The 25,134-nt window shown below is 72.4% G+C and carries 17 protein-coding genes and 1 pseudogene; 4 read left to right on the forward strand and 14 right to left on the reverse strand.

The genetic code is table 11. The features are described from left to right. Positions 1 to 42: 42 nt before the first annotated feature. A complete protein-coding gene (locus OG335_RS05780) occupies positions 43 to 1,224 on the reverse strand; it encodes a PP2C family protein-serine/threonine phosphatase (RefSeq protein WP_405015318.1) in 1,182 nt (393 codons plus the stop codon). A gap of 729 nt (positions 1,225 to 1,953) precedes the next feature. On the opposite strand from OG335_RS05780, the gene OG335_RS05785 reads away from it, so the two are divergent. The 4 genes from OG335_RS05785 (at position 1,954) to OG335_RS05800 (ending at position 5,163) form a co-directional block, all read left to right on the forward strand. After that, positions 1,954 to 2,370 (forward strand): spore-associated protein A, encoded by a 417-nt coding sequence (locus OG335_RS05785; protein ID WP_405009910.1) that lies wholly within the window; start codon positions 1,954 to 1,956, stop codon positions 2,368 to 2,370. A 58-nt stretch (positions 2,371 to 2,428) separates the two neighbouring features. Continuing rightward, positions 2,429 to 2,908: a hypothetical protein gene (locus OG335_RS05790; RefSeq protein ID WP_405009911.1), complete on the forward strand. Its 480-nt coding sequence runs from the start codon at positions 2,429 to 2,431 to the stop codon at positions 2,906 to 2,908. A gap of 8 nt (positions 2,909 to 2,916) precedes the next feature. Further along, a complete protein-coding gene (locus OG335_RS05795) occupies positions 2,917 to 3,126 on the forward strand; it encodes a hypothetical protein (protein ID WP_405009912.1) in 210 nt (69 codons plus the stop codon). A 135-nt stretch (positions 3,127 to 3,261) separates the two neighbouring features. Continuing rightward, positions 3,262 to 5,163 (forward strand): DNA/RNA helicase domain-containing protein, encoded by a 1,902-nt coding sequence (locus OG335_RS05800; protein WP_405009913.1) that lies wholly within the window; start codon positions 3,262 to 3,264, stop codon positions 5,161 to 5,163. Between the two features lie 58 nt (positions 5,164 to 5,221). On the opposite strand, the gene OG335_RS05805 is transcribed toward OG335_RS05800, so the two are convergent. The 13 genes and pseudogenes from OG335_RS05805 to OG335_RS05865 form a co-directional block, all read right to left on the reverse strand. Beyond that, positions 5,222 to 6,154: a phosphorothioated DNA-binding restriction endonuclease gene (locus OG335_RS05805; protein ID WP_405009914.1), complete on the reverse strand. Its 933-nt coding sequence runs from the start codon at positions 6,152 to 6,154 to the stop codon at positions 5,222 to 5,224. A gap of 137 nt (positions 6,155 to 6,291) precedes the next feature. Beyond that, positions 6,292 to 7,569 (reverse strand): TIGR02679 family protein, encoded by a 1,278-nt coding sequence (locus tag OG335_RS05810; RefSeq protein WP_405009915.1) that lies wholly within the window; start codon positions 7,567 to 7,569, stop codon positions 6,292 to 6,294. After that, positions 7,566 to 11,774, reverse strand: a complete 4,209-nt coding sequence (locus OG335_RS05815) for a TIGR02680 family protein (RefSeq protein WP_405009916.1) — start codon at positions 11,772 to 11,774, stop codon at positions 7,566 to 7,568. Before OG335_RS05815 ends, OG335_RS05810 begins: the two co-directional genes overlap by 4 nt. Beyond that, positions 11,771 to 13,099: a TIGR02678 family protein gene (locus OG335_RS05820; protein ID WP_405009917.1), complete on the reverse strand. Its 1,329-nt coding sequence runs from the start codon at positions 13,097 to 13,099 to the stop codon at positions 11,771 to 11,773. The genes OG335_RS05815 and OG335_RS05820 overlap by 4 nt, the downstream gene beginning before the upstream one ends. After that, on the reverse strand, positions 13,099 to 14,736 hold the full coding sequence (locus OG335_RS05825) for a TIGR02677 family protein (protein WP_405009918.1): 1,638 nt from the start codon (positions 14,734 to 14,736) through the stop codon (positions 13,099 to 13,101). Before OG335_RS05825 ends, OG335_RS05820 begins: the two co-directional genes overlap by 1 nt. A 200-nt stretch (positions 14,737 to 14,936) precedes the next feature. Continuing rightward, a complete protein-coding gene (locus OG335_RS05830) occupies positions 14,937 to 15,707 on the reverse strand; it encodes a hypothetical protein (protein ID WP_405009919.1) in 771 nt (256 codons plus the stop codon). A 363-nt stretch (positions 15,708 to 16,070) separates the two neighbouring features. Next, positions 16,071 to 16,362 (reverse strand): annotated as a pseudogene (locus OG335_RS05835) (transposase); the annotation flags it as partial. Between the two features lie 65 nt (positions 16,363 to 16,427). Continuing rightward, the gene (locus OG335_RS05840; protein WP_405009920.1) at positions 16,428 to 18,959 is read right to left on the reverse strand and encodes an ATP-binding protein; all 2,532 of its coding nucleotides are present in this window, start codon (positions 18,957 to 18,959) and stop codon (positions 16,428 to 16,430) included. A gap of 111 nt (positions 18,960 to 19,070) precedes the next feature. Beyond that, the gene (gene kdpC, locus OG335_RS05845) at positions 19,071 to 19,700 is read right to left on the reverse strand and encodes a K(+)-transporting ATPase subunit C (protein WP_405009921.1); all 630 of its coding nucleotides are present in this window, start codon (positions 19,698 to 19,700) and stop codon (positions 19,071 to 19,073) included. Between the two features lie 19 nt (positions 19,701 to 19,719). After that, on the reverse strand, positions 19,720 to 21,834 hold the full coding sequence (kdpB, locus tag OG335_RS05850; RefSeq protein ID WP_405009922.1) for a potassium-transporting ATPase subunit KdpB: 2,115 nt from the start codon (positions 21,832 to 21,834) through the stop codon (positions 19,720 to 19,722). Further along, positions 21,834 to 23,495 carry a potassium-transporting ATPase subunit KdpA gene (gene kdpA, locus OG335_RS05855; protein ID WP_405009923.1) on the reverse strand — a complete coding sequence of 554 codons (1,662 nt, stop codon included), beginning with the start codon at positions 23,493 to 23,495 and terminating at the stop codon, positions 21,834 to 21,836. Before kdpA ends, kdpB begins: the two co-directional genes overlap by 1 nt. A gap of 2 nt (positions 23,496 to 23,497) precedes the next feature. Next, positions 23,498 to 23,587, reverse strand: a complete 90-nt coding sequence (gene kdpF / locus OG335_RS05860; protein WP_405009924.1) for a K(+)-transporting ATPase subunit F — start codon at positions 23,585 to 23,587, stop codon at positions 23,498 to 23,500. Between the two features lie 1,294 nt (positions 23,588 to 24,881). Then, positions 24,882 to 25,100 (reverse strand): hypothetical protein, encoded by a 219-nt coding sequence (locus tag OG335_RS05865; RefSeq protein ID WP_405009925.1) that lies wholly within the window; start codon positions 25,098 to 25,100, stop codon positions 24,882 to 24,884. Positions 25,101 to 25,134 lie beyond the last annotated feature (34 nt).

A 25,134-nucleotide genomic window follows, 5' to 3' on the forward strand; every position in this document is an offset into this window, starting at 1 on the left:
CGCCCCGTTCCGGCCCCCGCCGTACGGCCCTGGGTACGCGGGTCACAGGCGGATGACGACCAGGGCGATGTCGTCGCGGGCGCCGCTGCTGACGCCGAGGTGCGCGAGCAAGGCGTCCGCAAGGCGTTCGGGGTTGTGGCGGGCGTGACGGGCGAGCGCGTCGGTGAGGCGTTGCAGGCCGACATCGATGTCCTCGCCGCGGCGTTCGATGAGACCGTCGGTGTAGAGCACGAAGGTGTCGCCGGGGGTGTAGGGCAGGTCGGCCTGGGGGCGTGGGACGTGTTGGGGGCGGGCCCCCAGCGGAGGGTCGGTGGCCTGGTCCAGAAGGTCGTGGGTGCCGTCCGGGTGGAGCAGGACGGGGGGCGGGTGGCCTGCGCTGCTGTACATGATGCGGCGGGCGCGGGTGTCGATGACGGCCTGGACGACGGTGGTGGCCAGTGCACCCTCCACGTAGCGTGCGTACAGGCCCAGGATGTCCAGGGCCCTCGCGGGCCGTTCGACGGCCCGGATGGAGGCGGAGAGCGCGCTGCGCAGCATGCCCATGACGGCGGCGGCCTCCAGGCCGTGGCCGACGACGTCGCCGACCGCGACGGCGAACCTGTCCTCGGGCAGGTCGACCACCTCGTACCAGTCGCCGCACACGTTCAGTGAACCGGCGGCCGGCAGGTAGCGCACCGCGGTGTCCCGGTGCCGGGCCAGGTGGGGCGAGTGGAGCATGGCCTCCTGCAGGGTGATGGCGACCTGGCGTTCCCGTTCGTGGGCCCGGCGCAGTTCCTCGTTCAGCCGTTTGAGTTCGCGCGCCCGCGCGTACAGTTCGGCCTCCATCGCCTCTGCGTCGCTGAGTGCCCCGCCTTCTCGCGGGTGAGGTCGGGAGAGGATGAACGAGGTCACGTCCTCTCCCCGGTGGATGATCCACTCCACCTGCCCGTCCGTCCCGATCACCGGGGTGTTGATCGCGGACCACCACCGTTCCTCGAACACGCCGGGCCGGTCGGCGACGGGAATGTCGTACTTCATCGGCGCCATCGTGTCCGGCTCCCCCGAACGCAGGACCCAGTGCAGGGAGGCGTGCAGGTTCCGCACCCCGTCAGCATTCGGGTCCGCCGGATTCTCCGGAAAGGCGTCGAAGAGGTACCGCCCGAGCAGGTCCTCCCGAGTACGGCCGGTCGCCCGGCAGGCCGCCTCGTTGACGTCGGCGAGTACCAGATCCGGGCCCAGGACCATGTAGGAGCTGGGGGCGACCGCGAACAGAGCCCGGTAGTCGATCCCCGGCCGCGCCACACCGTACGGCCGTGCGTCCTCGTCCGGGCTGCTCTCGTTCTCCACCCTTACGTTCTACCGCTCATCGGCGACCTCCGCGGCCGGACCACCCTGCGCCCTGGACCGCGCGATCCGCCGGCCACCATGCGCGCAGGTCCACGGTTGCGGATCCCTTCGACTTCACCAGCCGGTGACCATCGGGGCCGGGGCTGCTGTCGAACTCCACCTCGACACGGTGCGGGCGGTCGGCCGCGCCGCTGTGCAGCGAGACTTCCATCCGTCCCGGAGGGTCCCCCTTCGTCCTGCCGCTGCTCATGGCCCGCACCTGGACCTCCGACCCACGCCGGTCCACCTCCACCCCGCAGCGGCCGACACCCTGCTGCGCCCGGCTCACCTCACCCCCTGGAGCACCGCCCTGCCGGGGCTGCCGGCCGGCGACCTGGCGATCGTGATCGAGGACGTCCGCCTGACCGGGGCCCTGCCGGCCGGTGTGCGGGAGGTCACCGTCCCGGCTACGCACCGGAACCTCCTGCGCGCGGAGCCACCTCCCGCAGCCGGCCGCCCGATCCGGACCGGCCGTCACCGCCCGCGCCCCCGCGGTGATACGTGGCTGATACCGCCACCGCCTACGCTCTCGAACTCCCGTCCGGGAACAGCCCTGGCGGGTCGGACGAGAGTGGAGCGCAGTACCAGATGCACCAGCGAAGCAAGCGAACCGTCGCCCGGGCCGGAGTGCTGGCCCTGATGGCCGGCGCCACCGCGATAGCCGTACCGACGACCGCCCAGGCGGCCTCCTACAACGGAGCCTGCGGCTCGGGCTACAGCACCATCGACCACCGGGACCTCAACTCCGGCGGCACGGTCTGGCTCACGTACAACCGCTCCACCGGCAAGAACTGCGTGGTGACGACCCGCAACAACCCGGGCCCCGCACTGCTGATGCTCGCCGGCCTGAAGAAGGCCGGCGCCTCCACCTGGGCGGATCTCGACGAGAACTACTACACCTCCTACGCCGGCCCGGTGTACCTTTACGCACCGAACTCCTGCATCGACTGGCAGGGCGGGATCGGGGACAACATCAGCGGCGGCTTCGACTCCCACTGCGGCTGATCGCTCGATCCTCCGGACGACCGATCGGCGCACCGACTCCACCCACGTCCTGGCCGCGGTGCGCGACCTGACCCGCTTGGAGCTGATCACCGAGGCGGTACGGGCCGCGCCGGAAGAGGTCTCCGGCAGCGCCGGGCACCTGCTGGACGGCCTGGTCGACGAGGAGTGGGGGCGCCGATACGGCCGCCCGGTCCGTCTTGGCAAGAACCCCACCAAGCCCAAGACCAGGATCCTCGCCACCGGCGACGACGCCGTCCGGCTCCTGGAACACCTCTATCAGTACGGGGCAGGCCCCGCGTCCGGCCCCCGCGTGCAGGCCCTGCGGCAGATCATGGTGCAGAACCACCACCGCGACACCGCGGGACGTCTGCTCTGGCACACCGACGAGGACGGCGGGCCGGGCCTGCCGCCGTGGGCCCGGACGATCATCTCCCCCTGCGACACCACGGCCCGCCACGCACGTCACGGACACATCATCAGTGGAAGGGCTTCGCCGCCCATCTCACCGAGACCTGTGCCCCTGACGGCCCCAACGTGATCACGGATGTGGCCACCACCGCGGCCACCACGCATGACAGCCAGGTCCTGCCCGGCATCCACACCCGCCTGGCGCGCCGCGGCCTGCTGCCCACCGAGCACTTGGTCGACAGCGGCTACACCTCTCCGGTCCACCTGGACCAGGCCGCCCGCGAACACCAGGTCACCGTCACCGGACCACTGCCGGGCAACCCCACCCGGCCCGCCCTGCGTTGGTGAATGCTCAGCCGTTCGGACACGAGCGCAGACACTCCGTTGTAGGTTTGGCCCAGTCATCAGCGCGGCCCGCCGGGCTTCCCTCCAGGGACATGCCCCCACCCGCACGAGTCACTTCGTGCTGCCTGGGAGCATGTCTTGCTGTTCCGCGACTCCGCGTCCGCGGTCGCCGCCGAGAGGCTGGCCGGATCACTGTTCGTGCGCCTCATCGACCAGTTCGTCCACCAGCACGGCCACAAGCCCAGCCCGTCCGAGGTGCGTTCCTGGGAGATGAGCATCCCGGAGTTGACCAATGCCCTCCTGGACGCCGGGCTCGGCATGGTGGAGGTGCTCCTCGAGTACGCGCTCCCGCTGAACAGCAAGCGCGCGGACGTCGTGCTCGCCGGCGTCCACCCGGGCACGGGGGAGCCCTCGTACGTGGTGGTCGAACTCAAGCAGTGGAGCAGCGCGCTCCCGGAGGACGGCGAGCCGCTGCTGTGTCGGGTCGACGCGTACACCCGGCCGGTGCTGAACCCGATCGAGCAGGTCCGCGGCTACTGCGACTACCTGATCTCCTTCAACGGGGCGCTCGCCGACCACCCCGAGCGGCTGTCCGGGGTGGCCTTCCTCCACAACGCGACGGAGTTCGGCGTCCAGGGCCTCTACGAGGTGCCGCAGGACGAGCGCGGCCGGCTCTTCACCGCCGAGCGCCGCGGGGAGTTCGTCGAGTACCTGCGCTCGAAGCTGAAGCCGGTCTCCGGTGCGGAGGCGGCGGACCTGTTGCTCGCGGGCAAGGTGGCCCCGTCCAGGCAGTTGATGGCGGTGGCCGCCGAGGAGGTCCGCGAGCGCGAGCAGTTCGTCCTGTTGGACGAGCAGCGGGTCGCCTACGAGCTGGTGCTGCGCGCGGTGCGCCGGGCGCAGCAGTCCGACCACAAGCAGGTGGTCGTCATCACGGGCGGTCCGGGCACGGGGAAGAGCGTGATCGCGCTGTCCCTGCTGGGCGATCTGTACCGGCGTGGCGTGACCGCTTTCCACGCGACCGGGTCCAGCTCGTTCACCACCACGATGCGCCGGGTGGCCGGGGCGCGGAAGCGGCAGGTGCAGGAGTTGTTCAAGTACTTCAACAGCTTCATGACGGCCGAGCGCAACGGGTTCGACGTGCTGATCTGCGACGAGGCCCACCGGATCCGGGAGACGTCGGCGAACCGGTACACCCGGGCTGCCCAGCGCACCGGCAGGCCCCAGATCGAGGAACTGATCGATGCCGCCCGGGTGCCGGTGTTCCTGCTGGACGAGCACCAGGTCGTCCGGCCGGGCGAGATGGGCACGGTGGCCCAGATCAGGGCGGCTGCCGCGGTGAAGGGCCTGGAGTGCCAGGTGGTCGAGCTGGACAGCCAGTTCCGCTGCGGTGGCAGCGACGCCTACCTGCGCTGGGTGGTGCGCCTGCTGGGCCTGGAGCCCGGTGGCCCCGTCGGCTGGGAGCCCGACGGCAAGGTGGTCCTGGAGGTCGTGGACACCCCTCAGGAGCTGGAGGCGTTCCTCGACGCCCGGCGCGCGGAGGGCTACGGCGCCCGCATGTCGGCCGGTTACTGCTGGAAGTGGACCACGAAGGTCGCCCCGGGTGATCCGCTCCCCCTCGACGTGCGCATCGGCGACTGGGCCCGACCGTGGAACGTGTACGGCGACCGTTCGATCGCCGGTGCGCCTCCGGCCGCGCTGTGGGCCACCGACCCGGCCGGCTTCGGCCAGGTCGGCTGCGTGTACACCGCCCAGGGCTTCGAGTACGACTGGAGCGGCGTCATCCTCGGGCCGGACCTCGTCTGGCGGACCGACCGGTGGACCACCGACCGGACGGCCTCCAAGGACACCGTCTTCCGCAAGTCCACCAGCGACGCCGACATCGACCGCCTGATCCGCAACACCTACAAGGTGCTGCTGACCCGCGGCATGATCGGCACGGTCGTGTACTCGACGGACCCGGAGACGCGTACCAAGCTGCGTGGGCTGGTCACCGGGCAGCGGGCGGGGCGGGTCGAGGTGGGGCACGGCCGTCACAGCTGACGTCCGCCCGACTGCCCGCGTGGTCGACGCTGATGGGCCGGCGGTCGGACGGCCACGGTCAGACGGTGGACAGCGGGTTCGGGGACTGCCGGGGCTCGCCTCGGAAGACCTGTTCGGCATGCCACTTCCGGTGCCGGTCCGCGACCGGTGCGATCCCTGCCTGCGGGCCGACGACCGGCCGTCCGGTCAGGGCGAGCACGTGCTGCCTGCTGGCCTCGCTGCGTCCGACGAAGCGCTGGGAGACGAGTACGCGGTGTCCCTCTCCCAGGCCCAGGACGCCCTTGTCGAAGAGCTTGTGGTGCAGGGAGCACAGGCACAGGCCGTTGTCGACCTCGTCCGGCCCGTCGTAGGACCACCACCGCACATGGGCTGCTTCCAGGCCGACCGCGCTCGTGCCCAGCATCCCGTCGTAGCCGCAGAAGGCACACTGGAACTCGTAGGCGGTCAGGACGAGTTCGCGCATCCGCCGGTCCCGGTGCCGTCGCGCCGCCCGCTCCCTCCCACCCGGGACGCCTTCAACCAGGCCCTCGGTCCCGGCCAGGTCCAAGTCGAGTCCGACGGCCTCGCACAGGTCGGTGTGCAGCGACGGCGGGAAGTGGAAGTCCAGGAGCACCCGCGCCAGCCGGCCCAGCAGCGCCGGCTCCTTCCGCAGCGCCGCCCGCAACTCCGGCGCGAGCCTCCCGGCCGCACCGCTGGAGCGAAGGACCCGCACACCGCTCCCGGGGCTCCCGGGCCCCTGGTCGGTCCTGACCTCCCAGACGCCGTCACTGACCAGATGGTGGAAAGGGTAGGCGGGGGTGGTCGGATGGGACGGCCCGTACTCCTCCAGCAGCCGCTTCAGCTCCTCCTCGACCGCGCTGTACCTCAGCTCGCCGTCGGCATCGCGCTGGAAACTGCCCAGCGCGTACAGCAGCAACAGCGGTTTGTGCGGCGCCCGAACGTCGTTGTTCGTCCACCGTCTCAGCTTCGCCACCCGCTCCAGCCAGTCCATAGCCGCCCAGCGTATTCCGGGACACCGACGCGACCACAGCCGCAGGCCCGCACATCCACCGCTGCCCGAACCCGCTGCGGCCGGGCCCGGTCCTCCGTCCTGACTGACTCGCGCTCACCTGACGGCTGGTCCCGTGGTCAGGGTTTCCCCGGCGCCAGGTCGGCGACGAGCCGGTCGAGTGCCGACTCCTCGTGCAGGGCCACGTTCAGTACCGTCATGGCGGCGGCGAGGTCGGCGTCCCAGCCCGCCTCCACCGGGGCGCCGACGAGCGGGAGGCCGGGGCTGCCCTGGTCCCGGGCGTGGGCGGCGAGTTGTTCGTAGTCCTCGGCGGCCATCCGCCACGGCAGGGCCGAGTACCGTCGCATGACGCGGTTGGCGAGCGTGATGCCCGGCCAGTCGAAGTCGCCGTGGTACCGCAGCCTCAGGCCGGCGGCCGCGAGGGCGTCGAGGAGTTCGAGGACGACGGTGGAGGCGCTGCCCGAGGTGCAGACCAGGACGCCCCCGCAGCGGGCCTCGGCTGCCGCCTCGACCACTCGGGGGTTCTCACAGATGTGCACCAGGGTGTCCGAGGGTGGTACGACGTCCAGCTCACGCAGTTCACGCAGTGTCAGGTGGGATTCGGCATGGTGGTCGGCCCGTTCCCGCAGGGCCCGTTCGCGCCACCCGCGGCCCACTGGACGCAGGCCGTAGGTGAGCACGGTGCTCGACACCTCGTCGGGGACGACGGCTGCGGCCCGCCAAAGGGCCCGCCGACCGGGCGCGTGCTCGGGCGGCTCGCTGCCCACGGCCCGCGCGAGGCCGCGCAGGACCAGGCGGGACAGGACCGTGTCGTCGTCCAGGCCGTGTGCCGTGCCGGTCACCCGGGTCGCGAGCTCCCCGCGGCCGTACGGCGCCGCCTCCTCTCCCCGGTCGGATCGGAGCAGCCCGAGCACTCGGATCGCCTGGTGGAGCACGCCCGCCGCGTCCTGGGGCGCGAGCCTGCCGAGCGCGCCGGTGCGGCGCAGGTCGTCGAGCCAGTCGCCCGCCCAGCCCTGGCCGGCCAGCGGCGATGCGGCGACCGCCGCTTCGGCCGCCGTCCACAGCGCGGCCCGCTCCTGCCGTCCGGTGTCCCGTACCGCCCGCCGGTCGGTCAGCGACAGCCCCAGCTGTTCGACGGCCGCGACCAGCCCGCAACCTGCCGCAGTGGCTCGCAGCCTGCTGTCCAGGTCCGCCAGCCGGATCGTGGCGGTACCGGTGGTGACCCGGCGGCCGAGCAGCAGGGACAGCGCCTCGCGCTCACCCGCGGTGCAACCGGCAAGCCGGACGCTGCCGTTCGGCTGGAGGCCGTTGCGTTCCAACCGGTGGTGGACCGCTGTCCACAGCCGGCCGAGGTCCGACCGGGCCAGGAACTCGCGGGTCTGCGGCGGAAGCGTCACACGGTCACCAGACGGCGGTTGCGTCCGTTCCAGGTGTAGTGCAGCGTGGCGACACCGCGCACGTGCGGGTCGCGCAGGCACTCGTAGATCTGGAGTGCGGGCACGTCGGGCCAGGTGCCCATCAGGCGCTCGCTGGTCAGGACGAAGTCGAGGTCGAGGTCGACGAGGATGCGGCCGAGCCGGCCGTGGGTCGGCTCGTCGACCTTGGCGAAGGCGTCGTCGAGGAGGATCAGCCGGGGCGCCCGCGGGGCGGTCTCGGCGAGCGTGGTGAAGTGCGCGGCGGCGGCCGCGAAGAGTGCGAGGTAGGAGAGGACCCGCTGCTCGCCCTGGCTGAGCCCGGTCCGCCCGGTGAACTTGCGTCGGCGGGCGGTGGACGTGTCGTCCAGCACCCACGGCTGGAAGGTGAACCACGTCCGGTAGTCGAGCGCGGTCCGCAGGTGCGCGGCGTAGCCCACAGCCGGGTCGGCGCGGCGCGCGTCCTCGATGCGGCGCTGCAGTACCTCCCTCAGCTGCTCCGTCTGTTCGCGGGTGCGCAACCCCGAGGGGCTGCGCAGCAGTTCGACGGCTGCCCGGATGTCCGCGTCGACGGTGTCGGCCAGTCGCCAGTCGAGCTCCACTCCGAGGCCGTGCGAGGTGCGGACGGACCGCAGGGTGGTGTTGAGCGCGTCGACCAGCGCTCCCGCGGCGAGCAGCTGCGCGGACAGGTGGTCGCCCAACTCTCCGGTGAGGAAGCGTTGGAAGACCTCCCGTTCGCGGTCGGTGAGCCGGGCCCGGGCGTCGTCGGCCTGTCTTGCGATGCGTTCGCCGACCAGTGCCACGTCGTGCGGCCCGGTGTCGTCGACGAGCCGGCAGACCTTGATGCCGTCGGGCTCCTCCAGGGTCGCGTCGTAGCCGCCGGCGAGTTGGTCGCGCAGTTCGTTGAACCGGTTGAGCAGCGCGGTGTCGGAGACGTCGCGGCGCTCGGGGTCCAGGCCTCGCTGCACCGCCTCGACCAGGGCCTGCAGGGCTCGCAGCCTGGTCCTGGCGTCCTCCTGGGCCGGGTCCGGGATCGACAGCTCGGCCGCGAGCTCGCCCAGTGCCGCGCCGCGCACGATGTCGGGTGTCGCCAGGGCGGTCCGCAGGGCGCGTCCGCACCTGATCACCTCGGTCTCCTGCGCCTGGAGTTCGTCGTGCCTGGTCCGCTCGTCCAGTTCGCCGCGCACCACGTCGTCGTGCAGGCGCCCGGCCGTGCGCCTCGCCTTGGGCAGCTCTTCGCCGATCTCGTCGAGGCGCCGGACGATGGCCTGTTCCTCGGCGAGGATGTCCTGCTCGGTCGCTCCGACCGCGCCCTCCAGTGTGCGGATCTCCCGGCGGGCCTTCGCCAACTCGTCCGCCCGCCGCGTGTACTCCAGCTCGGCCTCCTCCCGGGCGGTGCGGGCCCGTTCGTAGCTGCGGCGTTCGTCGCGGTGGGCGGTGAGGCCCTCGGCGGTGGCGTCGACGCGACCGCGCAGTCGTCGGGTTCCGTCGGCCAGGGCGTCCAGCGCGGACCGTACGGTGAGCAGCGTGTCCCGGTCGGCCGGCAGGTCGTGCGCGGTGGCGGTGGCTTCGGCGCGGCGGCGGGCGTCGACGCAGGCGGAGCGGGCGTCCTGGGCTGCGCGGGCCGCCGTCGCGGCTTGCTGTCGCAGGCCGGCCGCGACCCGCTCGGTCTCCTCCAGACGCGCCCAGGCCCCGGTGAGCTGCTGCTCGCGCGGCGGACGCCGCAGCAGTTCGAGGTCGTCCTGGCGCTGGGTGAGTTCCTCCAGCTCGGACTGCGCGGCCCGTGCTTCGTCTTCGAGGCCCGCGAGGCGTTCGGCGAGCTCGTCGATGCGGCGTCGGCGGGTCTGTGCCCGGACCTCCGCACCGACGTACTCCGCCACCGGCTTGGTGTGGGCGCCGCCGGTGACGCCGAGCCGCCAGCGGCCGTCCGCGCTCACCGCTCCGCCCGCTGACGTGCCGAGCGGGGCACCGGTCGGCACCAGGGCGACGGCCGCCAGGATGCGGGCGACCTGCGCTGCCGTCACGCCGCTGTCGCCGGCGGGCACGGGATGCAGCGCCTGGGCGAGTGACGGTCCGTCGGCGGGCGTGGTGGCGGTGAGCACGGTGTCCAGGGTGAGGGGGTCGAGCAGCGTACCGTCCGCGCCGACCCAGGCGTCGAGGACCCCTGACGCCTCCAACGCCGCCTCGATACCGGCTCGTTCCACCTCGCTCAGCTGCGGGGCGAAGTCGACGAGCCGGTACAGCGGGGCTCCGGTGCGGGGGGATCGAGGGGCGTCGCGGTGCGGCGGCTTCGGCGGGACCGGGTCGCTGCGCTCCTCCCATTCGGCTTTCTCCGCGCGGACGGCGTCGAGCGCCCGGGTGAGGTCGCGTGAGCGGAGGGCGGCTCGTTCACGCCGGTCCGCCAGGTCGCGCCGGTACGGCTCGAGCGCCCGGAACGCGGCGGACGTCACCTCCTCGGCGACCGAGACGGGCAGCGTGCGGTCCTCGAAGGACGCTTCCGCGGAGAGGTCGCGTCGCACCGCGGCGCGCACGCCCTCGGCCGGTGCCCCCGATCGCTCCTCCAGCCGGTCCGCCCATGCCCCGACCTCGGCCGCGTACGCAGCGCTCGCCGTGACGACCGCCGCCTCGCGCTCCGCCACCCGGTCGGCCTCGCCCTGGGCCTGTTCCTCCAGACGTTCGTGCTCGGTGTCCGCCTCCCGTGCCTTCGTTTCGGCCTCGCGCAGCCCGTCGAGGAGGCCTGCGAGTTCCCCGACGGTACGGAGCCGGGTCTTCACCACCGGTTCGGCGGCGGCGAGTCGGGTGCTCCAGGAGCGCAGGGAGGCCGCTGTCCCCGTGGTGTCGAAGGCCTCCACCCGCTCGGTGTGCATCAGGGCGGTATCGCCGTCCGGGTCGGTGACCTCCTGCTCGGCCGCCGCGGCGAGCACCGAGGCGGTGCCGCCGACCGGATCGCCGAGGTGCGCCGGTGCCAGTCCGGATCGCTCGGCCTGCCCGCACAGTTCGCGGTGGGCCGCGCCGAGTTCGCGCAGTTGACCCGCCGTCCGCCCCGCCCCCGCGGTGAGCGCGGACCCGACGGCCGCCTGCGCGTCGTGGGCCCGCCCGAGCGCCGTGTGGGTGACCCGGGCCGTCGCCTGGATCGCCGCCACGGTGCGACGTCGCTCGCCCAGTTCGTGCAGGCTCCGGTAGCCGGAACTCGCCCGCAGGGTGGCCAGGTCCGCCTCGGCCGTCGCGTGCTCCTGCGCCAGCACGTCGTGCCGCTCGGCCGCCTCAGCGGCTTCGGTGCGCAGCGCGGTGACCTTCCTGGTGGCCTCCCCGGCGGCGAGCCTGCGCTCGGTGAGCGTGCGGAGCTCGGCGAGGACCTCGCTCGACCGCCGGCGCAGGGCCCCTTGGAGGTAGCCGCGGTAACTGTCCAGGAACCGGCGCAGCGCCTCGTCCGTCCGCTCCAGCCGCCCGAGGTCGGTACGGACGCTGTCGAGGTCGTCGAGGTTGCGGGCGACGCTGTCGATCACGTCCTCGTCGAGCGCCGGCAGGGTCTCACCGAGGACGGTCACCAGGCCGCCGGATTCGATCCGGTCCCCGGTGGTCGGGCGACGCAGTCGGTGCAGCAGCTGGGTGAGGTTGCGGTAGCGGGCGGCGTCGCCCAGTCCGAACAGTTCACGGGCCACCCTGGCGCGGTGGTCGGCGGGCCGGTCCAGCACGTTGTCGGCGCCGACGGCGGACCGCAGCCGCTCCAGCGGCAGCGGCTGCCCGGACTCGACGAGGTCGAGGTCCTCCCCCACGCGCAGTGCGGTCGTGAAGAAGAACGGCCTGGCCGAGTTGGTGGACTTCGACGCGCTGACCGCGGCACCGACCGTCAGGTGGTGCTCGGTGCCGTCCTCGTCCACCCGGCGGAACTCGACCCACAGGTAGCCGAGGCGGTTGGTCTGCTGGAAGCCGTCGAGCATCAGCCAGGCCAGCGTGGTGCGACCGGTCCCGGTCGCGTCGAGGGCGCGGGCGTCCGCGTCGAGCAGGTAGGGCAGCAGCATCTCCAGGGCCTTGGACTTGCCCGCGCCGTTCTTCCCGCGCAGCAGCAGGCGGCCGCCGCCGAAGAGGAACTCCTGCTGGTCGTACTGCCAGACGTTGAGGATCCCGGCCCGGTTGAGCCGGAAGCGGTGCGGGGCCGTGTGCTGCGGGGGCGGCTGGGTCCGGTTCACGAGGGGGTCTCTCCGTTGCGGTCGGTCTGCGGGAGCCGTCGATCGGCGCGCTTGATCGAGACAACCGTGGCGTACCGGGCGGCGGCGGCGAGCAGCACCCACTCGCCGGTGACGCCGGGCCGGGCCGCGGACACGTCGGTGACCGCCCGGCCGTCGCCGGCCGAGACCGGGTACTGCGGCGGCACCCCGTGGCCGTCGGAGCGCAGTCGGCCCGCCCGGGCCACCAGCCGCATGCGGCTGAGGAGTTCGAGGGCGTCAGCGCGCAGGGCGGACGGGTCCCCCAGGTATCCGCGGTGCCAGTTCGCGCGCTGCCCGTACTGGTCGAGCAACTCGTCGACCAGCTCGCCGACGAGGCCCGGAGGGATCGGCACGCCCACCGTCAGGCGGCCGCCGGTCGCCGGATGCCCCGCTCCCTCCGGGCACAGCCGTCCCACCAGGCGGTCGACCAGCAACAACGCTGCCTGCGCGACCGTCCCGGTGCCGGGGAGCTGGAGATCCGTCAGCTCGTCCTCCGGGTCGATCATGGCGATGCCCTCGGCGCGGATCTCGGCTTCCAGGCCGAGCAGTTCGGCGAAGGCCTGGGCCTCTCGCCGCTGGCGGGTGCGCAGCCATTCGCGCTCGGCGTCGGTGAGCTCGTCGAGGTAGACGGCAGGGGTCTCCACCAGTTGTCGGCGCACGTAGGTCCGCGGCCCGCCGAATCCGGGATCGGCGGCGCGCAGGACGAGGTCCGCACCGTCGCTGCTGTGGCTCAGCGGGCCTGCCACGATCGAGCGGGCGATGTCCCGGTTCACGGTCAACAGGGCCTCACCGTCCTGCTCCGCGGCGACCGAGCCGACGCTTCCCTCGGTCTCGGTCAACGCGCCCCAGACGACGAGTTGGCGAAGGGCCGCCGCGAGGGTGCGCTTCTCCACCGCACGGCCGGAATCGTCGACCGTCAGGCCCGCGTCGGCCGCCGCCGCCCGGAGGTCGGCCACCAACCGGGACAGCAGCAGCTGTTCGGGCGCGGTCACCAGCACGGACAGGGCCAGCGCCAGGTAGGCGTAGGTGCGCGGGGTGAACGGCGTACCGGTCGAGCGCTCCATCCGGTGCCCGGAGCCCGGTCCGAGGCCCGCCTTGAACAGGCGCGCGTACGACGCCTCCACCAGCAGGCGGTAGCCCAGGACCTGTTGGAACCGCTGGACCAGCCAGTCCGCGTGCCGGCGCACCAGCGGGAAGGTGTCGGCGTGCGGCCCGTCGGCGGTGACCAGCGGGTGGCGCAGCAGCAGCCGGGCGGCGCTGCGCCGCTCGGCGGTGAGAGCGACGTCGTGCGAGGAGGGCAGTGCCATCAGGCGCTCACCTCCTCGACCGCGCCACCCGGGCCGGTCCCTTCGGCGGTGGTGATCCCGATCTCCACGTCGTCGACCGCCAGGTCTCCGTCGACCGAGCGCAGCACGGTCGTGCGTCCCGGTACCCGGCGCAGCGTCAGGCGCAGGTCCAGTTCGGCCTCGACGGCGTGGGCGTCCTGGAGGCCGAAGCCGTGCGGCGCGGGCGGGTCGGCCCACCGCAGCGTCGAGTTCCCGAGCGCCGCGGTCAGCAGTTCCAGCAGCAGTGCCATGGCGGGGGCGCTCAGCCGTACCTGACCGAACCGGTCGGCGACGCTGCGGAGTTCGTCGGCCGCCTCCCACCGGGCGGCGGCCTGCTCGCGGGCCGCCGCGAGCAGCCGGGTCTTCTGCTCCGAGTGGTCCTCCACGGCGGCCGCCCGGCCGCGCGGCGCCCGGCTGCCGCGTTCACGCAGCGCCACCGGCACCTCGACCGTCGGACCGCTCCACCAGCTGACATACGCGGGCACGGTGCCGTCCGGGTCCGGGGCGAGGCCGAGGTGCCGTGCGCTGTAGAGCCCGAACGCCGCAACCGCGAGATCGTGCGCCTCCTCGGGATCGGCGGCGTCGAACCAGGCCGCCAGCCGCAGCAGATCCCGGCGGCGCGACATCTCCCCCGCCGCCGAACGCAGCATCCGCTTGGCGTTGGCCAGCAGCGACTGCAGCGCGCGCAACGTCGCGTCCCGCAGTTGGTCCACCTGGCTGCCACGCCCATCCGTGTCCACGAACCAGTCGCGCAGCGCCTCCCAGTCGGCGAGTTCACGCCCCCGGCTGCGCTGCACGCGGATCTCGGGCAGACTCTCGCCCAGGGCACCCAACCCCGTGGCGTGCGCGCCGATCGACTTCAGCAGCTCCTCCAGGTCCGGCCAGAGCCGGCCCAGGGTGGCCGCGATCCTCGGCGACCGGAAGGCGACCTCCTCCGTGATCGCCTCCACGTAGTCCAGCAGCAGCTCCTTGAACCCCTGGTACTCGGCACCGTCCAGGTCGTACCGGGCCAGCACCTGGCCGAGGTAGGCGTAGAAGTCCCTTACCGACTCGGCGAATTCGGCGAACTGCACGAACAGGGTGCTGACCTTCTCCAGCGCCTCCTGCGGATCGGCACCCCCCGGCGTGCCGACCGCAGTGGCGATCTCACGCAACCCGCGGTCGACCAGGGCCAGCAGCTCGCTGCTGACCTCGCGCGCGGCATCGGCGCTCGCCAGCACCTCCTCGGCATCGCGCTGCACCTGCTCCCCGAGCTTCGAGAGCTGGTACCGAGCGCGTGAACGCTGGTACTCGGCGATGCTGGCTGCCTTCACCGTGTGACTGCTGCGCAGCAGGTTGCCCCACTTCACCAGCTGCTCCAGCCGCGCCGTCACCACGTCGACGCCGGGCTGCCCGTGCCACGCCTCATCCCGTGCGAGTCTGGCCACCACGTCCGGCACGGCGAGGTCCGCGAGGAGCGTCGAGCAGAAGACCCGCATGACGGCCACGTACTCGAGACGCTCGGGGGCGCTCAGATAGGAGTACGCGGCGAGGCGCTGCCAGACGCCGTCACCGGCCGACGACAGCGCAGACGCGGGGTCGGGGAGTTCGTCCGAACGGTGCGGGACTGGGTGGTCCATGGAGTCGAGGTTACGAGATGCCACCGGCACCTCAGCCCGGAACCCGGAAAGTCGATCAACTGATCGTTTCAGGATGAGGTGCGGAGTCGTCGCAGGCAGATGATGCCGCAGGCGGGTCGGAGCAGGCCGCGGTGGAGGTCGGCGCGTATCCGCCCTGCCGCTGCGCCGGTCAGCCGTGATCCACCGGACGGGGAAGCTGTTCAGGCGTCGGGCACATGGACGTTGTCCGAGTCCCGGTTGAACATCTTCACCCGGGAGCCCTGGCTGATGACGAGGTTGCCGACGCTGAACATGAAGCCGCTGCCCGCGAATTCGTGCGGGATCTCGTCGTCGGAGGTCTGCGCTCGCTGTGCGGCCGCCGGGGACGTGGCCGCGACGAGCGGCACGGCGGTGCTCCAGGTGCCCTCGGCGTCCGGGTCGGTGGGACAGGGAACGGACACGGTCGTGTGGCCGGTGCTGGACGCCCCGCCGGGGCCGGTCACGACGAGGTCGGTCACGATGGTCATCCTGGTACGGGACGGGTCGTCGCACGTGAAAGTCCCGTTCAACTGGACCGAGTTACCGGTGACGGCGTCGCCGTCGACGGATATCTCGTCGAGGTGGTTGTCGACGAGGGTCGAGGTGTTCGTCGCCAGCGGCGTCAGGAGGACGTCGCGCAGTGTCGCGGTGACGGTGATGCGCTCGCCCCAGGTGCCGCCCAGGCCCAGCAGGCCGGTGCCGACGGCCCCGCCGATCGTCTGCCCGGTCGCGGGGCACAGGACCGCCGCGGTGGACGTGCCGCTGTGCCCGTCGGTGTCGACCGCGTGGACGGTGAGCGTCGCGGCGAGCAGGGTGTCGCACGAGAACGTGCCCGACCACGTCAGCACGCTCCCCGCGGTGTGGGCGGCGGTGATGTCCAGGACGTCACCGGCCGGAGCCGACGCCGAGGCCGGCACCGCACCCGAGCCGACCAGCAGCACACCCCCGCCCACGACCGCCACAACCCGCGACGCCCCACCCCAACGACCCCTACCGAACACGGCAATTCCTCCCCGAGATCAACTCGGCCCCACCTTAGGGGCATTGATCATCGGTCGGACGTGATCGCGGCGAGGTGGCCGAAAGCTCACGGCCGTACGGCGCGTATCCGCGATCCGGCGTACGGCGGGCAGTGCCCCGCTCGCCGGGCCTCCCCAGATGCCTCACGGATCGGCGATCCGAGAAGCAGGAGCAGGGGTGAGGAAAACCGCGGATCCTCGTCACTCCCACGCAGGCGGCACGGCGGTGGTCCCAGCTTGTTGCTTTACCTCCGATGATCATCTTCTGCCGCGTTCGAATCCTCGCCTGCCTGTTCGCTACTGGTTGGCGACCAGGGCGAGTCCGACGTCGTAGCTGGGGGCTCGGCGGTGGTTGGGTCGGCCGGGTGGGCGTCTGGGCCCGGGTCGGGAGGGTCTCGCAACAGCAGCCGGGCAGGGCTGGGCGGTGCGGATGTTGCGGAACCCACGTCGGACCCGGCGGGGTGAGGCGTTCGGGGAGCTGGGGCCGTTCCCAGGGTCGGCGGAGATCGGCGGACAGGGTTCTGGCGGGGCGGAGCTGGGTGTGGGCGGCCAGGACCGGGTGGGTCCAGCGGTCGGCCGCGGTGGGTGTGAGCCGCACGGCGCCTTCCGGCCCGGTCATCCGGACCGCGTCGACACCGGCGGTGTGGGATCCGGTCATGACCCGTCGGGGTCGTCCCCCGCCGCGGGCAGGGTGAGGAGCATGGTGGTGCCGCCGCCAGGGGTGTCCTCGACGCCGAGGGTGCCGCCCATGGCCTCTGCCAGACCGCGGGACAGGGCGAGGCCGAGGCCGACACCCGTGGTGTTGTCGGTGTCGCCGAGGCGCTGGAACGGCAGGAAGACGCGGTCCCGGTCCTCGGGGGCGATGCCCGGGCCGCGGTCGACGACCCGGATCTCCACCCGGTGCAGGTGGCCGCTGGCGGTGACGAGGACGGGTGCGCCGGGGGCGTTGTGCCGCAGGGCGTTGGTGATGACGTTGGCCAGCACCCGCTCCAGCAGCGGCGGGTCGGCGAGCACGGCGGGGGCGGTGTCGAGGCCGAGGGGACGGACGGGTGCGTCGGGGTCGGCGAGCGAGTCGACCGCGCGGGGCAGCACCTCGTCGAGGCGGACGGGTGCGAGGTGCAGGGTGAGGGCTCCGGCCTGGAGGCGGCTCATGTCGAGGAGGTTGTCGACCAGGCGGGTGAGCCTGACAAGGGACTCGTCGGCGAGGTCGAGGAGTTCGGCACGGTCGTCGTCGGAGAACTCGACGTCGGGGCTGCGCAGGGAGCCGACCGCGGCCAGGGCGGCCGCGAGGGGGGTGCGCAGGTCGTGGCCGACGGCCGCGAGGAGCGCGGTGCGCATCCGGTCGGCGGCCCGGATCGGTTCGACCTCGGCAGCAGCGGTGGCGAGCCGGTCGCGCTCCAGCGCGGCGGCGACGTGCGCGGCGAAGGCGGTGAGCACCCGCATGTCCGCGGCGGGCAGGCGACGGCCGGAGAGGATCAGCAGCGCCTCGCCGTCGACGGGGAGTTCGGTGACGACGCGGTCGGATGCCGGATCGCCGTCGACGTCGCTGCGGGCGATCGCGGCGCCGCCGGCCCGGTCGAGCAGCGCGACGGAGTCCAGCCCGAAGGCGGTACGGGTCCTCTCCAGCAGGGCCGGTACGGCGTCGGCGCCGCGCAGCACGCTGCCCGCCAGGGTGCTCAGGGTCTCGGCCTCGGCGGTGGCGCGGGCGGCCCTGGTGGTGAGGCGGCTGGCGCGGTCGACGACGGTGGAGACGGTGAGCGCGACGACGGCGAACACCACGAGCGCGATGACGTTGTTGGGCTCGCCGATGGTGAAGGTGTGGACGGGCGGGATGAAGAAGTAGTTGAGCAGCAGCGAGGCCGCCACGGAGGCGAGCAGCGCGGAGACGGCGCCGCCGAGCAGCGCGACCGCCACGACGCCGAGTTGGAAGATGAGGGCGACGGTGGTGAGGTTCAGGCTCGGCACCTGGGACAGCACGGCGGTGAGCAGCGCGGGGAGTGCCAGGCCGGAGGCGATGCCGGAGGCGGTGCGGCGGCGGGAGTGGCGGCGGCCGAGCGGGGGCAGCCGTCCGCGGCCGGTGAAGGCGTGGGTGACCATGTGGACGTCGATGTCCTCGGACGCGTCCACGGTGGTCTCGCCGATGCCGGGGCCTGTGAGGAAGCGGCTGGTCCGGCCGCGGCGGCTGGTGCCGAGCACGAGCTGGGTGGCGTCGTGGGCGCGGGCGAAGGAGAGCAGCGCGGTGGGGATGTCGTCGCCGACCACCACGTGGTAGCTGCCGCCGAGGGATTCGACGAGCCGGCGCTGTTCGGCGAGGCTGCCCGGGGAGGCCCCGGCGAGGCCGTCGCTGCGGGTGACGTGGACGGCGAACAGCTCGCCGCCGGCGGTGCGGTCGGCGATGCGGGCGGCTCGGCGGATCAGCGTCTCGCCCTCGGGACCGCCGGTGAGGGCGACGACGACGCGTTCGGTGGTCTCCCAGACGCGGTCGATGTCGTGCGCGGCACGGTAGTCGCGCAGGCCCTCGTCGACGCGGCCGGCGACCCACAGCAGGGCGAGTTCGCGCAGGGCGGTGAGGTTGCCGACGCGGAAGTAGTGGGAGAGCGCGGCGTCCACCTTCTCCGCCCCGTAGACGTTGCCGTGCGCCATCCGGCGTCTGAGGGCCTGGGGTGCCATGTCGACGAGTTCGATCTGGTCGGCGCGGCGGACGACCTCGTCGGGGACGGTCTCGCGCTGCGGGATGCCGGTGATCTTCTCGACGACGTCGTTCAGCGATTCCAGGTGCTGGATGTTGACGGTGGTGATGACGTCGATGCCGGCGTCGAGGAGTTCGTCGATGTCCTGCCAGCGCTTGGCGTTGCGCCCGCCGGGGACGTTGGTGTGGGCGAGTTCGTCCACCAGTGCCACCGAGGGCCGCCGGGCCAGCACCGCGTCGAGGTCCATCTCCTGGAACTCACCGCCCCGGTGGCTGCGGGTGAGCCGCGGTACGACGTCCAGGCCTCCGAGGACGTGCTCGGTGTTGCGTCTGCCGTGGCACTCGATGTACCCGACGACCAGGTCGGCGCCGCGGTCGATCCGCCGGTGCGCTTCGTCCAGCATCCGGTAGGTCTTGCCCACGCCGGGGGCCGAGCCGAGGTAGACCCTCAGCCGGCCCCTGCAGGCGGCGGTGCCGGGGGCGAGGTCGCGGGACATGGGCGCTGCTCTCTCGTGGCGGGGGTGGCCTGGCGATGTCGTGATCGTGATCGGATACGTGCGGCCCGCTGCTCCGCCGGACCGGCTAAGCGGCGGTACGCAGCGGCGTCATCACTTCCGCTCGGTCAGTGCCGCATTGAGCAGGACGACGTTGACGCCGGTCTGGCCGAGGAAGCCGAGCGGGCGGCCCTCGGTGTACTTCTCGACGAGGGCGTTCACCGTCGCCGGGGGCAGGTTGCGGGCCTTGGCGACCCGGTCGGCCTGCTGCTTCGCGTAGGCGACGGAGATGTGCGGGTCGAGGCCGGAGCCGGAGGCGGTGAGGGCGTCCGCCGGCACGCTCGCCGGGGGGACGCCGTCGAAGGCGGCGATGGCCGACCGGCGGTCCTCGACGTTCTTGAGCAGGTCCTCGCTGTTGGGGCCGAGGTTGGAGGCGCCGGAGCTCTTCGGGTCGTAGCCGTAGGCGGAGGGCCGGGGCTGGAACCACTTCGGGTCGGGCCGGGCCTGCTCGTCCGGGTCTGCCGGGTTCTTCTTCGGCAGGTCGTAGGTCTGGCCGAGGAGGCCGGAGCCGGCCTCCTTCCCCTGGCTGCTGACGATCGAGCCGTTCGCCTCGGCGGGGAAGGCGACCTGGCTGATGCCGGTGACGAGCAGCGGGTAGGCGAGGCCGAGGATCACGGTCATCACCAGCAGCATCCGCAGCGCGGTGAGGTGGGTGCGGACGGGGGTGGGCAGGGGCTTGGACATGATGTGTTTCTCCTCCTTCTCAGCTCAGGCCGGGGATGAACCGGACGATCAGGTCGATGGCCTTGATCCCGACGAACGGGACGACCAGGCCGCCGAGGCCGTAGATTCCGATGTTCCGCGCCAGCAGTGAACCGGCTTCGGACGGGCGGTACTTGACGCCGCGCAGGGCGAGCGGGATCAGGCCGACGATGACGAGGGCGTTGAAGACGATCGCCGAGGTGATGGCGGATTCGGGGCTGTGGAGGCCCATGATGTTGAGGTGGCGCAGGCCCGGGTAGACGCCGGCGAACATCGCGGGGATGATCGCGAAGTACTTGGCGACGTCGTTGGCGATCGAGAATGTCGTCAACGCGCCTCGGGTGATGAGGAGTTGCTTGCCGATCTCGACGATCTCGATGAGCTTGGTGGGGTCGGAGTCGAGGTCGACCATGTTGCCGGCCTCCTTGGCGGCCATGGTCCCGGTGTTCATGGCCACGCCCACGTCGGCCTGGGCGAGGGCGGGGGCGTCGTTGGTGCCGTCACCGGTCATCGCGACGAGCTTGCCGCCCTCCTGCTCCTTCCTGATCAGGGCCATCTTGTCCTCGGGGGTGGCCTCGGCGAGGAAGTCGTCCACGCCCGCCTCGTCCGCGATGGCCTTGGCGGTGAGCGGGTTGTCACCGGTGATCATGACGGTGCGGATGCCCATCCGGCGCAGTTCGTCGAACCGTTCGCGCATGCCGTCCTTGACGACGTCCTTGAGGTGGATGACGCCCAGGACGCGAGGGGTCCCGCGGCCGGTCCGCTCGGCGACGACGAGAGGGGTGCCACCGGCGGCCGAGATCCCGTCGACGAGTTCGACGACGTCCCTGCCGACGGTGCCGCCGTTCTCGGCGACCCAGTGGGTGACGGAGCCGGCCGCGCCCTTGCGCACGGAGTGGACGCCGCCGTCCTCGGCGAGGTCGACGCCGGACATCCGGGTCTGCGCGGTGAACGGCACCCAGGCGGCCTGTGTCAGCTCGCCCTGGGCGCGGGCCCGCAGACCGTACGCGGTCTTGGCGAGGACGACGATGGAGCGGCCCTCGGGGGTCTCGTCCGCGAGGGAGGAGAGCTGGGCGGCGTCGGCGAGTTCGTCGATGCCCACGCCTGCGGCCGTGCGGAACTCGGCGGCCTGGCGGTTGCCGAGGGTGATGGTGCCGGTCTTGTCGAGCAGCAGCGTGTCGACGTCACCGGCGGCCTCGACCGCACGGCCGGACATGGCGAGCACGTTGCGCTGCACCAGGCGGTCCATGCCGGCGATGCCGATCGCGGAGAGCAGCGCGCCGATGGTGGTCGGGATCAGCGCCACGATCAGGGCGACCAGCACGACCGTCGACTGCGGCGCCCCGGCGTAGGTCGCCATCGGCTGCAGGGTGACGACCGCGATGAGGAAGACGATCGTCAGGGACGCAAGCAGGATGTTGAGGGCGATCTCGTTCGGGGTCTTCTGCCGGGCGGCGCCCTCCACGAGGGCGATCATGCGGTCGACGAAGGTCTTGCCGGGCTCGGAGGCGATTCTCACCACGATCCGGTCGGAGAGCACCCTGGTGCCGCCGGTGACGGCGGAGCGGTCGCCGCCGGACTCGCGGATGACGGGGGCGGACTCGCCGGTGATCGCCGACTCGTCCACCGAGGCGACGCCCTCGACGACGTCGCCGTCGCCCGGGATGGTCTGCCCGGCCTCGACCACCACGTGGTCGCCCGGCCGCAGGGCGGTGCCGGGCACCTCCTCCTCGTCCCGGCTGGCGGGCCAGCCGGTGAGGCGGCGGGCCATGGCCTCGGTACGGCTCCTGCGCAGCGTGTCGGCCTGGGCCTTGCCACGGCCCTCGGCAACGGCCTCGGCGAGGTTGGCGAAGACCGTGGTCAGCCAGAGCCAGAGGGTGATCGACCAGGCGAACACGGACGGGTCGGCGATCGCGGAGAGCGTGGTGACGACCGAGCCGACCTCGACCACGAACATGACCGGGTTCTTCACCATGACCCGCGGGTCGAGCTTGCGCACCGCGTCCGGCAGGGAGGCGACGATCAGCTTCGGGTCGAGAAGGCCTCCGGAGACTCTGTGCCCGGTCGCCGGGTCCTGGTCCGCCGATGCGGGGGCGGGTGTGAGCGTGGTGGACATCAGTGGAGACCTTCCGCGATCGGCCCGAGCGCCAGGGCCGGGAAGTAGGTGAGGCCGACGACGATCACGACGACGCCCGACAGCAGCCCCACGAACAGCGGCCTGTGGGTGGGCAGCGTGCCCGGCGTGGCGGGGACGGGCTGCTGGCGGGCCAGGGAACCCGCCAGCGCGAGCACGAACACCATCGGCAGGAAGCGGCCGAACACCATGGCCAGGCCCAGCGCGGTGTCGTACCAGCCGGTGTTGACGGTGATGCCCGCGAACGCCGAGCCGTTGTTGTTGGCGGCGGAGGTGAAGGCGTACAGCACCTCGGCGAAGCCGTGCGGCCCGGAGTTCAGCATCCCGGCCCGCTCCCCCGGCAGGGCCATGGCGACGCCGGTGCCGACCAGGACGATGCTCGGGGTGGTGAGGATGTAGAGGGAGGCGAACTTCATCTCCCGGCTGCCGAGCTTCTTGCCCAGGTACTCGGGCGTGCGGCCGACCATCAGCCCGGCGACGAACACCGCCACGATCGCGAGGATCAGCATGCCGTACAGGCCGGAGCCGGTGCCGCCGGGCGCGATCTCGCCGAGCATCATGTTGAAGATCGCCAGGCCGCCGCCGAACGGCGTGAACGAGTCGTGGAAGGAGTTCACCGCACCCGTCGACGTCAGCGTCGTCGACGCCGCGAAGAGCGAGCTGGCCGCGACGCCGAAGCGCTGTTCCTTGCCCTCCATCGCCGCACCGGCCGCGTTCAGCGCCGTACCGGAGTGGTGGGACTCGGCGAAGGTGACCAGCGCGGCGGAGGCGACCCAGAACAGGCCCATGACGGCGACGATCGCGTAGCCCTGGCGGTGGTCGCCGACCATCCGGCCGAAGGTGCGGGGCAGCGAGAACGAGACCACCAACAGCAGGAAGATCTCCAGCCCGTTGGTGAAGCCGTTCGGGTTCTCGAACGGGTGGGCGGAGTTGGCGTTGTAGAAGCCGCCGCCGTTGGTGCCGAGCTCCTTGATGACCTCCTGGGAGGCCACCGGGCCGCCCGGGATCGCCTGCGTGCCGCCGGTGAGGGTGGTGACCTCGTGGAAGCCGTGGAAGTTCTGCACCACGCCGTTGGCGACGAGCACCAGCGCGAAGACGATCGACAGCGGCAGCAGCAGGCGCAGCACGATGCGGGTCAGGTCGACCCAGAAGTTGCCGACCCGGTCGGTGCGGTTGCGGGTGAAGCCGCGGATCAGGGCCGCGACCACGGCGATGCCGACGGCGGCGGAGACGAAGTTCTGCACCGCCAGGCCAGCCATCTGCACCAGGTGGCCCATCGCGGACTCGCCGCTGTAGGACTGCCAGTTGGTGTTCGTGGTGAAGGAGATCGCGGTGTTCCAGGCCTGGTGGCCCGGCATCTGCGGCACGTCCAGGCTCAGCAGCAGATGCGACTGGAGGCGTATCAGGCCGCAGAGGAAGAGGATCGAGACGGCCGAGAACGCGAGGACCGAGCGCAGGTAGACCGGCCAGCGCTGGTCGGCGTCGCCGTCCACGCCGACCACGCGGTAGAGGACGCGCTCGGCTCTCAGGTGTCGGGCGGTGGTGAGGAGGCGGGCGATGTAGTCGCCGAGAGGGCGGTAGCACAGGGCCAGAGCGCCCACGAGGGCGAGGGCCTGCAGCCAGCCCGCAGCAGTGGAGCTCATGGTCAGAACTTCTCCGGGTGGACGATCGCCAGGACGAGATAGCCGACGAGGCCGGCCGCCACGAGGAGGCCGACGAGGTTGTCTCCGCTCACAGCCTCTCCACCCCCCGCGCGATCAGGGCGATGACGGCGAACACGGCGACCGTGACACCGACGAAGACGAGGTCTGACATGGGCTCCACCCGAAGGGGTTCAGTGCCTGGCCGCGGGCGGCTCGGTGGCTCCCCCGCGGCGCCGGCGGGAGGCCGGCAGATGAAGCCAAGCAGCGGATCAGCGCGTTTCCGGCGGCCCTGACGCTCTCCATACGGCCGTCTCCGGAACTTTGACGCCGCCTTGACGCCCGGGCGCGTTCCTCCGGGACGACGGGGCCACGAGCTGCGCGATGACGGTCTGCTGCGTGCAGGCGGGTCGTAGGCGTTCTCTGCGGCGAGGTGGTCGACAAAGCCGGCGACCGGCCGGCCGATGCTGCGGTGGGCGTCTGGCACCTCGGTCAGCGGGACACCGGGTGCCGGAGCTCCCCGTCACGGCTCAGCGCCTCTGCGGCCTGCCGGTCCTCCGGGTCGGGGCCGGAGTCAGGGCCGGGGTCGGGGCCGCGGTGGACGACCGCCACGGCGAGGACTTGTCGCCGGGGGATACGGCCGCCGAGCGTTCCTCGCGGGTGAGGCGGGTGATGGCACGGGGCCCTCGACGCCCGCGGCCCGGCCGCGTCCGTCGCCCTCCGCTGCCCGTAGGCCCCCGCCTGCCGGCCGGCGCCGTTCACCGGTGCCACCGTCGTATCGGCGATCATCGACCCAGCTCGGTGGGAGAAGTCCGTGCCGGCATTCCAGCGCCCGCACGCGGCGGTCCTGCGCGGGCCCGCGGGAGCCGTGCTGCCCGGAGACGTCCGGTGCCCGGTCCTCATGATCCACGGCACCCGCGACACGATCACCTCGTCCGACGACGCCAGGAGGTTCGCCGACGAGCTGGCGGCCCGGGGGAGGGCCACGGCAGCCTGTTCCTGGACGGAGGCGATCACTACCTGTCGGATCCTGCATCGCGGGAGCGCGCGCTCAGGGCCGAACTCGACTCCTATCGGCGCGTCATGCGCCACGGGACAGCGTGACCGCCATGCGGTCGGCTTCGGGGAGGACCGCTCTGACGAACTCCCGGAGGTCGCGCGGCGAACTGGTCGTCGGACAGGCCGAGGACGGTGTCGGCCGCGAGGTGGCCGTGGGTGTGGTGTCGGCGGTGGTGCCGTGGGTGCGGCACCACCGGTTGTAAAGCCGGTGGGCCTGGCCGGCGCGGATGACCTGGCGCAGGATGGCGGTGCTGATGGCATCCCACAGCGAGTGGTCGGCGATGCGGCGCCGAGGGTGACGACGCCGGGCAGCAGGTCGTGGCTGGTGAATTAGCCCCGCCCGCAATCGGTCCGGCGCCCTACCACGTGCACGTACCCGTCGGCCAGGATGTGCGCGGCGAGTTCGGAGGTGCACAGCCGGACGCTGTCCAGGGCGTCGTTCGACAGCGGTACCCGCCAGGCCTTCACGGAGTTCACGACCTGATCCCGTGTGGCGCGCGCGGCGTGGCCATGGCTGTGCACGTCGAACTCGCTCAGCAGTGGAAGCATCGGCGTCTCCTCGCGGCAGTCGGGTGCCGCAGCC

This window comes from Kitasatospora sp. NBC_01539 (genome assembly GCF_045040525.1).
Classification (GTDB): domain Bacteria; phylum Actinomycetota; class Actinomycetes; order Streptomycetales; family Streptomycetaceae; genus Kitasatospora.

Bases quoted from the DNA above. Each gene is read 5' to 3' on its own strand.
- OG335_RS05840 (WP_405009920.1), bottom strand. From the start codon at position 18,959: ATGTCCCGCGACCTCGCCCCCGGCACCGCCGCCTGCAGGGGCCGGCTG.
- OG335_RS05865 (WP_405009925.1), bottom strand. From the start codon at position 25,100: ATGCTTCCACTGCTGAGCGAGTTCGACGTGCACAGCCATGGCCACGCC.
- kdpA (WP_405009923.1), bottom strand. From the start codon at position 23,495: ATGAGCTCCACTGCTGCGGGCTGGCTGCAGGCCCTCGCCCTCGTGGGC.
- OG335_RS05780 (WP_405015318.1), bottom strand. From the start codon at position 1,224: ATGGTCCTGGGCCCGGATCTGGTACTCGCCGACGTCAACGAGGCGGCC.
- OG335_RS05825 (WP_405009918.1), bottom strand. From the start codon at position 14,736: ATGGACCACCCAGTCCCGCACCGTTCGGACGAACTCCCCGACCCCGCG.
- kdpC (WP_405009921.1), bottom strand. From the start codon at position 19,700: ATGTCCAAGCCCCTGCCCACCCCCGTCCGCACCCACCTCACCGCGCTG.
- kdpB (WP_405009922.1), bottom strand. From the start codon at position 21,834: ATGTCCACCACGCTCACACCCGCCCCCGCATCGGCGGACCAGGACCCG.
- OG335_RS05820 (WP_405009917.1), bottom strand. From the start codon at position 13,099: ATGGCACTGCCCTCCTCGCACGACGTCGCTCTCACCGCCGAGCGGCGC.
- OG335_RS05785 (WP_405009910.1), top strand. From the start codon at position 1,954: ATGCACCAGCGAAGCAAGCGAACCGTCGCCCGGGCCGGAGTGCTGGCC.
- OG335_RS05805 (WP_405009914.1), bottom strand. From the start codon at position 6,154: ATGGACTGGCTGGAGCGGGTGGCGAAGCTGAGACGGTGGACGAACAAC.